Consider the following 12,040-nt stretch of genomic DNA (forward strand, 5'->3'; position numbering starts at 1 on the left):
CCATATTGTCAAGACTCTGGGCTTCCTCACTGGTCTTACCTGCCTGGGAAGCATAGTCGGCAGACTTATGGGAAGACTCACTGAGTTTTTTGAAAATTTCAGCAGAAGCTTTTACATCGGAAGCTGCCGTACCTGCATGCCTGGAAAGGTTCTCGGAACCGGTGGCGATCTGCTCTGCAGCTGTTGAAATTTGCTGCATGCCAGTATTCATCTGGGAGACGGCTTCTTCGGACTGACGGGCTTCTTCCAGAGTTGTAAGCATGTCTGCTATAGTATTTTCAATGATTGACTTCAGCTTAATTACAAGCTCATTTAACTCATCGAAAGTATTTCCAAATTCGTCATCCTTGATTTTTTCCAGATTAACGTCAAGATCCCCCTCCCCAATTCTTCTGATGCCTTCTCCAAGCTCTTTCAGGCAACTGTTAGTGTAATCTAAAAGGCCCTGAATTTCATCTTCTTTCTCTTTCATCTCGGTCATATCAGTTAAAACCGTGAGACTACCGATAATGACGCCATCCTCATCTTTTATCGGTACTGAAGAACATACTACAAATAGCGCTTTATCTGCACCCGTAAGTTTAACAGATCCTTCAAGGTTATAAACTGCTTCTCCGGTTTCCAACACTTTTTCAGCAAGAGATTTAGTTTTATTAGTACCTTTGGTATTATCTACTAAAGTACTACTTTCTACGATTTCAGAAGGGGACAGGCCGATGAAGTCATCCGCACTTTTAAGGTTGCAGACTTCTACAAAATAATCATTGAGATGTTTTATCTTTCTAGATGAATCTACAAAATATGCAAATGATGGCTTTGGTATGCCATTAACAATCAACCGTTGAGATTCTTCTCGTTGTTTTACATGCCGAGTTGCGTCTAAAAACACCCCATCAATATAAGCCAGGTTTCCGTTATCATCATTCACTAAATGAGCCTGTTCATGAATGAATACTGTATTACCGTCTGATCTTTTGATTCTATATTCAACTTGATAGGAAGTGTTGCTTTTCTTTGCTTTCTGCACAACCTTATCGATTATTGGGACATCCTCCGGAAAAATAAGATCGGACCATGATAATTTTTGGGCAATAAAATCCATTTTAGAATAACCGGTTAGCCTCTCCACATTTTTACTTATATAAAGTATAGCCCATGACGACTCATTCGATACTCTAAAAATAGTTACCGGAAGGCTATCTATTAGCCAGCTTACTTCTTTTGCCTTTGAATCCATATCCTCAATCAGATTTTGGGATGATTTTTTTTGCTCCCTCTTTTCTACATCAGAACCCATTGAAACCATTTTTGATACATCTCCAGATTATTATTATAATCATCGTAATAATAATTAGAATAAATATATAAATGTGTAGGTGATGTGAAAAAACTTCCAACAAGTTGGCATCTCAGATACTATCGGATCAATTCTTCAATTTGTTATGAAAAAAACAAACGAATGAATTCATTCATCTTCTATTGACATGAACAACTCTTATTTATGGAAAACAATTAAAAAGGAAAACAATTAAAAAAACACTAAATACTTATGTGAATTTTTTAGTGATACTGTTCCAAGTTATTCAGAAAAGATTAACCTAATAACTAACCCAATAACTTCAATAATTAGTAAATTTTTATACACATTAGTGGCATAGAAATTAATTGTGTTTAATTTGCCGCCCTACAACATTCAGGTTTCTATAACATTCAAGATATAATTTGTATATAACTCGCATAAAGTAATTTCAGCTTTAATTTTATAGCTGCATACTACCCATTCCTCTATACGATTACAAGAAAATTATACAATTATATATTCCCAATGTGAAACTTTATATACATCCAGGTAATCTGTTTCAGAAAAGTATTATTCGGACCTGGGGTTCTTATGACAAAAGTCGAAAAGGTATTGCTGCTACTCAAAAACATGGTATATGAAAGCACAAGCCCGCAGGAAACTCTCAAATTTGCAAAATATTACCGGAGTAAGGGGCTTGACGTTCTGGTCATCCTCTGGGGGCCAATGGGGGTACTGCTTGCAAAGAAAGACAAGACCAGAGGGTCACCAAAATACGACGCCATGATTCAGGAATGTATAGAGATTGGGGTCGAATTCCGCTGCTGCCAGCTTGCCTCGGACATGATAGGCCTCAAGAAAGAAGAACTGATTCCAGGGATTGAATTCATCTGCTCCAAGGACGTAGCCGAACTTTTCCTTACATACCAGGAAGAAAACCAGTTGATCATAAACTTCTGAGCTTTCGGAACAAAACTCAATATTTTAACTAAAGCCAATAAAACTCAATAATTCACTGGAACTTAAAATTCACTGGAACTTAAAATCTACATTACCCCCTTATTTCCCCTCATCCCTAATTCAGCCCCCTAATTTTCGGGAGAGAATTCCCATCCTTTTAAAACTTTTCAGTACATTGCAGCAACAAATTCCATCAATAGATTCCTATCAATAGATTCTTATCAACAGGTCCCCCAAATGTTGGCCAGGCTTTTCAGCACATTGAATCAACAAGTTTATCAAATTCTTCCCAACGTTTATGTTACATTCAGCCCTTGTCGGGGAAGAGACCTTCTTGCTTCTCCACCAGCACTCTGCTTTTTCCAAACCGATAAAGTTTTTTATGTTTGCGGGCAACTCTTCATTCCCGGTGCAAAAACCAGCCAGAAAATCCGCTTTTAAGGAATAAATTATATGCCAATATGTATATAATTAGCATAAAAGCACCATATTTGAATTCTTGTGCCTTATTTTAGCATTAGAAGGTAATTTATAACTGAAACAAGCAAAGGACCAAAATCTCGGTGATTCCATGTCTTTAGAAGCCTATGAACTAAATGATGAGGAAAAACTTCTTTTACAGAAAATCCTGGCCGGAGAAATCGCTTTTCGCAAAATTGAAGAGGTTTCCGACCCTGAAACTGCCGTAAAGCTCCGGAGGCTTGCCATCCAGGAGTTTGCAAAACTTGAGTTTGAGCACATCCAGAATTTTTCCCTCGATGTGGAAGCTGCAACAAAGAAAAATATAGAAAACATGATAGGAGCCGTGCAGATCCCGCTGGGGGTTGCCGGGCTTCTAAAGGTAAACGGGGAATATGCGGACTCCGAGTACTATATCCCTCTGGCCACAACGGAGGGAGCCCTTGTAGCCAGCGTAAACCGCGGATGTTCAGTCATCACAAGATCAGGGGGAGCAAACGTCCGGATTTTCGAGGATGAAATGACCAGGGCACCCGTATTCAAACTTGAGAGCCTGGACCGCACCAAAAAGTTTTATGACTGGGTCAAAAACCCCGAGACTTTCGAACAGATGAAAGAAGTCGCCGAAAAGACAACCCGTTTCGGAAAACTGCTTGGCGTGCAGCCCTTCGTGGCCGGGACCTACGTATACCTCAGGTTTTCCTATGACACTAAAGATGCAATGGGCATGAACATGGTCACCATAGCCACGGACGCCGTGCTCCACCTGATAGCCGACGAGTTCGGCGCCCAGCCGATTACCCTTTCAGGGAACATGTGCACCGACAAAAAACCGGCTTCCATAAGCACCATCCTCGGGAGGGGAAAGACCGTCGTCGCCGAAGTCACCATCCCTGCGGAAATCGTCAAGGAAACCCTGAAGTGCACCCCTGAGACCATGGTTGAGGTTAACTACAGCAAGAACCTGCTGGGCTCGGCAAGGGCAGGAGCACTCGGTTTCAACGCCCACGCAGCAAACATCATTGCAGCTGTCTACCTGGCCTGCGGACAGGACGCGGCCCATGTTGTCGAAGGCAGCACCGCGATCACAAGCATGGAGCTTACAAAATACGAGGAAGTTCACTGTTCGGTCACCCTGCCAGCCCTGCCGGTGGGGACCGTAGGAGGGGGCACCACCCTTGGGACCCAGAGGGACTGCCTGAACCTCCTGGGCGTTGCAGGCGCAGGAGATGTCCCCGGGACAAACGCCCGGAAGTTTGCAGAAATCGTAGCCTCTGCCGTGCTTGCAGGAGAGATCTCCCTGATCGGGGCCCAGGCCGCCGGACATCTCGCCCGCGCCCATGCCCAGCTCGGCCGCGGGAAGTTCTGAAACCGCCGGAAAATGCCGGGTAAATGCCAGAACCCGGCATCCGGAGAAAAGTAAGAATACAAATTTTTCCCTTTTTTGCATTATTTTTTCCTTTTTCATATCACTTTCTTTCTTTTTTGCATACAGCAATTTCTTTTGATGGTTTCTTTTGACAGTTCATGACCAATCGGGTGGTATTAGTCCAGAATATCCGAAAAAGGAACTGTAAACTCATCGTTCGGACATGAAAACCTTTTTTGATATATTTTTCAGGTACCTTCGTTCTCACCGGGGCCTTCACAGTCTGGATTCTCCATAAATTGAATTGGAATGACAAAAAAGATCCAAAAAAGAATATTCCTGCATCGATATTCTTTGACATTACCGTCAGGAATTATGAAAAATATAGAAGTTATTATACGCCCGTTATTATTAAATTTTTGTACAAAGTAGAAACGCTTATTATTGCCTACACTTCTAAACTTAATATGGTGCCATGCATGAGCAACCCCGTGGACATTCTGGCCTGTGCGGTTACTTCCGCAATTTGCTTTTTAATCCTGTATACCATCCTTCAGATGGATATACTGATACTTGGGATTGTGCTGGTAGGCTGCATACTTTTTGGAAAGACCCTTTACCTTTTCTAAGATTTTTTTATTTTGATTCATTGAGGCCTTTTCAACCTATTTTATAGTCAGCTCACCGTATTTGTCGTCGGTTTTCCTGAACGGATTCCGTAAATACAGAGATCGTCCGGATAGGAAGACTTCCGTGTAAAAGGGAATTTCTCCCGCACAAATTACTTAAAACTCATCTTCGTCCTCGTTTTCAAGGAAATAATCACTTATTGTAAGGAAAAATATTCCTATCACGACCGTGACTCCACCCAGTACTTTATTAATCGCAAACAGGAAAGCTCCTAAAAATATAAGAGGGAAACCTAACAATACCCCCCTGCCTTTAAGAAAGAAATTTTTTATTGACTCGTGAAGTGACATTATGACTCATCTCCTCTCTGCCCGGATAGCCGTGTTAACACCGTTAAGACAATTCTCCGATAAAAACATTCCTTTATTTTACGGGTCAGGAAACCTGAGCAAAAACGCGGATTTTATCCCGTCTGCTATTCCACTGACCCTTATTTTCTCTTATGATTGAGAGTTATTCCTCAACTCAGGTATTTGAATATCACATTTTTTCCGGAATTATTTCCTAATTCAATACCGGGAGCAAGATTATATAAACTTTGATTTTAATATATGATTGGGGAGAATATAAGCTTTTTACGTGTGTAAGTTTTTCCGGAACCTTATCAGTACAAGGATATTGATATGGATGAAAAACTGAAGGAAATAAGCTGAACTCAACTCAAGAAGAGAACTCAGCGAAGGAGAAGAGTACGCATACCGCACGCATATCTTCAGGGTTTCTGAATTCCAATCATAGAAACCTCCGGACCTGAATGAAATATAGTGCCAAAAAATACTGGGGGAAAAATTTCTGGACTATACACTTCGAATAGGGGGAGAAGCCGGACAGGGGCTGCAGACCATAGGAGGAGCACTCGCAAAGGCTTTTTCACGTAAAGGTTTTCACGTATTTACGCACCAGGACTATATGTCCAGGATCCGCGGCGGGCACAATTTTTACCAGATCCGCTACTCCGACCGCAGGGTGACGGCTTCTAAGGATTCAGTGGACATCCTTGTTGCCCTTGACCTGAACACAATCGAAATCCACAGGAAAAACCTCGGGGAAGAGGGGATCATCATCTATGATTCCGAGAGCATAAAAAAGACATTCGAAAGCCCGGAATTCATAGATGTCCCCTTCAAGAAAATAGCCCTTGATGTAGGGAAAAACAGGGTCATGGAAAACACCGTGGCAACGGGAGCCGTGCTCGGCATGCTGGGGACGGGGTTGGACGCCCTTGAGGAAATCCTGAGAACGGCTTTCAAGAAGAAAGGGGAAGAAGTAATCGAAAAAAACATCGCCTGTGCGCATGCAGGCTACGATTATGCCAGGGAGCACTGCCCAGGCTGCGAAAAATCAGGGCTTTCAGAGCCGCAAGACAGGAAACTCATGCTCATAAACGGGCTCCAGGCAATAGGGCTCGGAGCCCTTATGTCAGGCTGCAAGTTCTATTCAGCCTACCCGATGACCCCGTCGACTGGGGTAATGAACTTCCTGGCATCAAAGGCAGAAGAATACGGGATAATCGTCGAACAGGCCGAAGACGAGGTTGCAGCCATAAATATGGCAATAGGAGCCTCCTTTGCAGGGGTGCGGGCCATGACCGGGACTTCAGGCGGGGGGTTTGCCCTGATGGTAGAAGGCCTCTCCCTGGCCGGGATGACCGAGACCCCGATCGTAATTGCAGAAGTGCAGCGCCCCGGGCCGGCTACGGGCCTTCCCACCAGGACGGAACAGGCGGACCTCCTCTTCATCCTCTACTCAGGGCACGGGGAGTTCCCAAGGGTGATTTTCGAGCCGGGAAGCCCGAAACAGGCCTTTTACCTCACAAACAGGGCTTTTGAGATTGCGGAAAAGTACCAGGTCCCGGTGTTTATCCAGTCCGACCAGTACCTGGGAGACTCCCAGTGGACCTTTGAGGACTTCGACCCCGAAAAGCTGCTCTACAACGATTATAGGCTGCGGGAAAAAGACCTTAAAGGGGTTGAGGAGTACAGGCGCCATGCCCTCTCGGAAACCGGCATTTCCCTCCTTGCAGTCCCCGGGGAGGCAGGAAAGCACCTGGTAGTAACCGACAGCGACGAGCATGATGAAGAGGGCCACATCATAGAAGATGCCGAGACCCGGATAGAAATGGTAAGGAAGAGGCTCCTTAAAAAAATGCCCCTTATTAGAAAAGAAATCGAAGCCCCACTGCTCTACGGAGCCCCCTCTCCAAAGGTCGTGCTCGTGGGCCACGGCTCGACCTACGGCGTTATGAAAGAGGTTGTGGACCTCTTTTCGGGGGAGCAGGAGATTGCCATGCTGCATTTCAGCCAGGTCTATCCCCTTCCAGAAAGGGACAGGTTCGATTACATCGAACTCCTGGAAAAAGCAGACCTTGCCATCTGCATAGAAAACAACGCAACAGGGCAGTTTGCAAAACTTATCAGGGCCGAGACAGGCTTCGGTTTCGTACACCTGGTATCGAGATACGACGGGAGGCCCTTTACAGTTGAAAACCTGAAGGAGGAACTGCATGCCTACATTTGAAGCCTATGAAGGCCAGACCCCTACCTGGTGTCCGGGCTGCGGGAACTTCCAGATCCTCTCAAGCCTCAAAAAAGCCCTTGTCGAACTCGGGATCGAACCCTGGGAAGTCCTCCTGGTCTCCGGGATAGGGCAGAGCGGAAAACTGCCCCATTACATGAAGTGCCACACCTTCAACGGGCTGCACGGGAGGACGCTTCCCGTTGCCACGGCTGCCAAACTTGCCAACCATTCCCTTCACGTGATCGCAGTTGCCGGGGACGGGGACTGCTACGGGGAAGGCGGAAACCATTTCCTCCATGCCATCCGGAGGAACCCGAACATCACCCTGCTGGTCCACAACAACCAGATCTACGGGCTGACCAAAGGACAGGCATCCCCCACCTCAGCCCGGGGCACCCGCTCAAAAGCCCAGCCATTCGGCGCCGTTTCGGAACCCATGAACCCTCTTGCCCTGGCAGTCTCCCAGGACTGCAGTTTTGTTGCCCGGGGCTTTTCAGGGGACCAGGAATACCTCAAAGAGCTGATGAAAGCTGCAATCACCCACAAGGGCTTTGCCCTCCTGGACATCCTCCAGCCCTGCGTAAGCTTCAACAAGATAAATACTTTCAAATGGTACCGGGACAGGGTTTACAGGCTCGAAGAAGACTACGACCCCTCAAACCGCCTTAAAGCATTCGAAAAGGCCCTTGAATGGGGAGAAAGGATCCCTAACGGCATTTTCTACAAAAACAACCGGGAAACCCTTGAAGAACTGATCCCGGTCATCCGGGAACAGCCCCTCGTCAGGCAGAAGTTTTCGGTTGAAGAAGTAAAGCGGGAACTTGAAAAGTTTTATTAAACCTTCAACCTCCCCTCACCTTCATTTTTAGCTAATGTATATGAATATAAAAGGAGTTATAATATAGATAAGCCCTTATCTTTTTTAAGAGATGAATAACCGCACGAAAATATTAAAACCCGGATAAAATTTGGATACCCGGGTCAGGAACCAAAAACCTGCTCCTCAAAACCATCCCGGGAATAATTGACCCCTGGCAAGGACATAATTCCCAAATAATTTTTCACAGAAAATTTAAACTCTTTTTAAAAATGTACATTAATAAAAACTTGGTAATTTTTTGGGAAAAGTTAATAAATTAGAAGAGTTATACTATCTCTTGTAAGATTATGGGTAGGTATAGAGGGGTCATTAAATTAGAAACTGCATTAGATTAGCTTTCAGGTTAGATTTCCAGACAGCTACAGCTATATGGGGTTCTTTTGACTTTTCTATAGACATTTTAAGAAAATTAAAAAAGAATATGAGGAGTGAAGCAAAATGAAAGGAATTTTCAGTACATTCAAAAAAGACGAAAAAGCCTTCACAGGGCTTGAATCCGCAATCGTGCTGACTGCCTTCGTAGTGGTGGCAGCAGTATTCTCTTACGTTGTCCTCGGGGCAGGGTTTACCACTTCCGACACTGCCAAGAAAACTATTGATGAGGGTGTCAAACAGACAACTTCCTCCGTTGAACTTTGTGGAGACGTGATCGCAAAAGGAACTGGTTCGACAGATATAGATTATATTCTTGTTACCCTCCAACTTACTGCCGGTCAAGCCCCCGTGGACATTGGAGCAAGTAGTACTGCGGGACTGATGGTGGTATCTTATACTGATAACGCCACCTATGTAAATTCAACAACCTGGACCCAGCACTTTATAGGAGCTGGCGATGGGGACAACGTACTTGAGCAACATGAGAAAGTAGAGCTTAATGTTACCGTTCCTGCTGGCTCAATGCTGAAAACTGCGGCTACTGCAGTTAACAAGGAATTCAGGATTGAGATCAAGCCATCAGTTGGTGCAATCGTTCCGGTATCAAGAGTAACCCCACCACAGATTGACGCTGTGATGTGCCTGAAATAATCTCTAAATAGGGGAAATTATCCCCACCCCCTCTCTTTTTATTACTTTCATTAACTTGAGGGACCGGATGAGGGATAATTACCTTTTTTCAGGTGTTTAGCATGGAACTGGATCGAAGAGTAAACGACCTTGAAATCGAACTCAAAATAGTAAAAGGAGAAGTAAAAGAGTTACTCGTGGATATCAGGGACCTGATGAACAGGACGGAAAACCCGTTCTGCAGCATCCAGAACCAGGGAGCACCGGGGATAAAGGCAGTAAAAAAAGAAGCTTCAGCGGGTAAGGATACTGCTGAAAAGGAAACTGAAAAACCTGACACACCTCCCGAAAATGTTCCGGAACGGATTTCCCCTAAGCCGGAAATGCCTCCGTGTGAACCTCCTTTGTCTTTCAGGAACGGGATAGATACTTTCATGCTTGTGGAACTGATGCGCTGGGTGGACTATTCGGTAAGGACAATCGGGCACGATAACCTGAATGAACTTCTTAAGCTCTATACAATTACAGGACAGCTTTCCGACAACGTAAGGGACGTGATCCAGAATATCGCAGAGCTTTCCACTGAAGAGCCTGCCGAGGAAAAAAAAGTCAGCATGAAAGACAACATAACGGTACTTTCACAGTTGAGTGCAATCCTGAATCCGGGAGAATCCAGGAAGAGAATCCAGCAACTCTATGAAGATGATGCAGGCTGGAACGGGGAAGAAAAAGAGATGAAAAAGGGAATTACTTTCAGCTGAATTAAAAACTGGAATTAACCGAATTTCTGGAATTAACCGAATTTGGGAGAAAACAGAAAAATAAAGCGGGGGGTCGCTAATTGAGTGGGGATTCAATAAGCGCTGCAATTCTAACAACAGCGTCTGTAATCTGTGCTTGTGCATTTATTTCAGCGGTATACCCTTCCGTCATTGCTGCCGGGGACCCGATAATGAGCCGCACGGATGTGATGGGGGACCAGATCCTGACCGACACGAAGATCCTGCATGAAGCGGCCAGTGCTAACGATACGGAGCTTTACGTCTGGGTCAAGAACGTGGGATGCAACCGGATATCCTCGGGTCTGATCCCTGAATCGGACCTTTTTTTCGGGACGTCGGATAACTTTGAATGGATACCCTATGACGAAAGCGGGAGTTTGTCCCCTGGCTGGAGTTATTCCATAGAGCAAAGTGAAGATGGGGACTGGGACAAAGGGGAAACGCTGAGAATCAAAATCAAACCTGTAGAGGCGCTTGTAAGCAGGGAGAAGTACTTCTTCAAGTTCAACGCATACAACGGGGTTTCGGAAGAGGCCTATTTCACGGTGTCATAATGGGGTTCGGGTCGATAATTTCAGCAATGGTTTCGGTTGCAGCCATCCTTCTGGCATCCTACGTCTGCTCAAAAGGAGGTTTTTACATGACAGACGTGCTTGCAGATTCGGTAATGGAAATGCAGGACAACAAAAACGAGATGCTGAAAACGGAAATCGAAATAACGAACATCACAACGGATGGAGTCGACATCCTGGTATCCCTCAACAACACGGGATCAGTAAAAATCGGGGACTTCGCTTATATGGATGTAATCGTCCGGTACTGTAACGCCTCCGGTACAACAAAAACCTTCTGGGTCCCTTACCTGGAAGGCAATGACCCTGCAACGAACAGATGGATTGTAAAGGACATTAATCCTGACCTGGTAAACCCCGACATCCTTGACCCGGACGAGGAGATGGAACTGCAGATCCGGCTGAGTGCCGAAGACTCTCTGGAAAGCTCGAGCACGAACTGGCTTCAGGTAACTGCTCCGAATGGGGTCACGGATTCAGGATATTTCAAAGGATGATTCAGGCATATCTGAAGAAATTAGAGAAATTCAGGCAATTTAGAGAATTTCAGGCAATTTAGAGAAAAAAATGTAGGGTGGAGAAAGTATGAGTGAGGGGGCATTGATTGAAAGCGAAGAGTTCTATGGGGAAATATTCAGTGACCTGGAAATAGAAGAGAAGGTCTCTGTTGAGGTCATATCTTCCGGAAACCTGGAAATTGACCGAAAACTGGAAGGGGGAATCCCTGTTGGCTCCCTTGGGCTGCTAGAGGGAGGAAATGACAGCGGGAAATCTATTTTTCTGCAGCAGATCATGTATGGAGCCCTGGAAAGGGACAAAAAGGTATTCACTTTTACTACAGAAAAATCGGCTAAAGACCTGCTGAAGGGTATGGAAGAGCTGAGCTTCAACATTTCAGATTATTTCATCATCGGAAGGTCCAGGATATTCGAAATTAATGCAAATTATATTGAGGAGAACCCCAGGCTGAGCGAAAACCTGCTCCAGGTACTCCTCGAATGCATCAAAAAGAGTGAAGAAGAACTTATACTCATTGATTCCCTGACAGTTTTCGTTGTGAATTCCTCGGAAAATGCCGTGCTAAACTTTTTTACTGAATGTATTAAGCTCTGCGACGGGGGAAAGACCATTCTCATAAGCGTGCACGGATACGCATTCTCCCAGGCACTGCTCCACAGGATCCGGTCAATCTGCGATACCTATCTTGAACTCAGGATCGAATACGTAGGAGATAAGTGGATAAAGACCATGGAAATCCAGAAACTGAGAGGTGCAAAGAAAATTACCGGAAACGTGCTGAGTTTTGATGTGGACAACGAAGTCGGGCTGAAAATCATCCCGGTTTCAAATGTAAAAGCCTGATTCCGGGAAAAACGGGAATCCGTGGAAAACCAGAAAGATACCCGGGAAAAAATGTGGGACCCTGGAAAGGAAAACGGAGCCCTGGAAAGGAGAAGGGATCCTGGAAAAGAGAAGGGACCCGGAAAACAGGAATGAATAGAAGAA

13 protein-coding genes are annotated in these 12,040 nt (G+C 45.0%); 10 read left to right on the forward strand and 3 right to left on the reverse strand.

Going from position 1 to position 12,040, the window contains the following annotated elements; genetic code table 11:
- Positions 1 to 1,306 (reverse strand): PAS domain-containing protein (locus tag FTO70_RS15430; protein ID WP_255336659.1); only part of this gene is annotated, 1,306 nt, incomplete at its 3' end.
- Between the two features lie 585 nt (positions 1,307 to 1,891).
- On the opposite strand from FTO70_RS15430, the gene FTO70_RS15435 reads away from it, so the two are divergent.
- The gene (locus FTO70_RS15435) at positions 1,892 to 2,260 is read left to right on the forward strand and encodes a DsrE family protein (protein WP_255336660.1); all 369 of its coding nucleotides are present in this window, start codon (positions 1,892 to 1,894) and stop codon (positions 2,258 to 2,260) included.
- Positions 2,261 to 2,467: 207 nt separating this feature from the next.
- Here FTO70_RS15435 and FTO70_RS15440 read toward each other — a convergent pair whose 3' ends face one another.
- On the reverse strand, positions 2,468 to 2,656 hold the full coding sequence (locus tag FTO70_RS15440; RefSeq protein ID WP_255336661.1) for a hypothetical protein: 189 nt from the start codon (positions 2,654 to 2,656) through the stop codon (positions 2,468 to 2,470).
- Positions 2,657 to 2,831: 175 nt separating this feature from the next.
- Here FTO70_RS15440 and hmgA point away from each other — a divergent pair, with 175 nt between their 5' ends.
- Together hmgA and FTO70_RS15450 are read left to right on the forward strand one after the other, a co-directional pair.
- Positions 2,832 to 4,088 carry a hydroxymethylglutaryl-CoA reductase (NADPH) gene (gene hmgA / locus FTO70_RS15445; protein WP_255336662.1) on the forward strand — a complete coding sequence of 419 codons (1,257 nt, stop codon included), beginning with the start codon at positions 2,832 to 2,834 and terminating at the stop codon, positions 4,086 to 4,088.
- Between the two features lie 467 nt (positions 4,089 to 4,555).
- Positions 4,556 to 4,717 carry a hypothetical protein gene (locus tag FTO70_RS15450; protein ID WP_255336663.1) on the forward strand — a complete coding sequence of 54 codons (162 nt, stop codon included), beginning with the start codon at positions 4,556 to 4,558 and terminating at the stop codon, positions 4,715 to 4,717.
- A gap of 156 nt (positions 4,718 to 4,873) precedes the next feature.
- Here the strand turns inward: FTO70_RS15450 and FTO70_RS15455 are convergent, their stop codons facing one another.
- A complete protein-coding gene (locus tag FTO70_RS15455) occupies positions 4,874 to 5,068 on the reverse strand; it encodes a hypothetical protein (protein WP_255336664.1) in 195 nt (64 codons plus the stop codon).
- A 487-nt stretch (positions 5,069 to 5,555) separates the two neighbouring features.
- On the opposite strand from FTO70_RS15455, the gene FTO70_RS15460 reads away from it, so the two are divergent.
- The 7 genes from FTO70_RS15460 to FTO70_RS15490 all read left to right on the forward strand — a co-directional run bounded on the left by FTO70_RS15460 (position 5,556) and on the right by FTO70_RS15490 (position 11,896).
- Complete coding sequence (locus FTO70_RS15460; RefSeq protein WP_255336696.1) at positions 5,556 to 7,295, forward strand: 2-oxoacid:acceptor oxidoreductase subunit alpha; 1,740 nt, start codon at positions 5,556 to 5,558, stop codon at positions 7,293 to 7,295.
- Complete coding sequence (locus FTO70_RS15465; RefSeq protein WP_255336665.1) at positions 7,282 to 8,133, forward strand: 2-oxoacid:ferredoxin oxidoreductase subunit beta; 852 nt, start codon at positions 7,282 to 7,284, stop codon at positions 8,131 to 8,133. The genes FTO70_RS15460 and FTO70_RS15465 overlap by 14 nt, the downstream gene beginning before the upstream one ends.
- A gap of 480 nt (positions 8,134 to 8,613) precedes the next feature.
- Positions 8,614 to 9,201 (forward strand): archaellin/type IV pilin N-terminal domain-containing protein, encoded by a 588-nt coding sequence (locus tag FTO70_RS15470; RefSeq protein ID WP_255336666.1) that lies wholly within the window; start codon positions 8,614 to 8,616, stop codon positions 9,199 to 9,201.
- 101 nt (positions 9,202 to 9,302) lie between these two features.
- Positions 9,303 to 9,941, forward strand: coding sequence for a FlaD/FlaE family flagellar protein (locus FTO70_RS15475; protein WP_255336667.1), 639 nt, complete (start codon positions 9,303 to 9,305; stop codon positions 9,939 to 9,941).
- 80 nt (positions 9,942 to 10,021) lie between these two features.
- Positions 10,022 to 10,516 (forward strand): flagellin, encoded by a 495-nt coding sequence (locus FTO70_RS15480; RefSeq protein WP_255336668.1) that lies wholly within the window; start codon positions 10,022 to 10,024, stop codon positions 10,514 to 10,516.
- A complete protein-coding gene (locus tag FTO70_RS15485) occupies positions 10,516 to 11,031 on the forward strand; it encodes a hypothetical protein (protein ID WP_255336669.1) in 516 nt (171 codons plus the stop codon). Before FTO70_RS15480 ends, FTO70_RS15485 begins: the two co-directional genes overlap by 1 nt.
- An 88-nt stretch (positions 11,032 to 11,119) precedes the next feature.
- A complete protein-coding gene (locus tag FTO70_RS15490) occupies positions 11,120 to 11,896 on the forward strand; it encodes an ATPase domain-containing protein (protein WP_255336670.1) in 777 nt (258 codons plus the stop codon).
- Positions 11,897 to 12,040 lie beyond the last annotated feature (144 nt).

Source organism: Methanosarcina sp. KYL-1, from assembly GCF_024372725.1.
In the GTDB taxonomy this organism is placed as follows: Archaea; Halobacteriota; Methanosarcinia; order Methanosarcinales; family Methanosarcinaceae; genus Methanosarcina.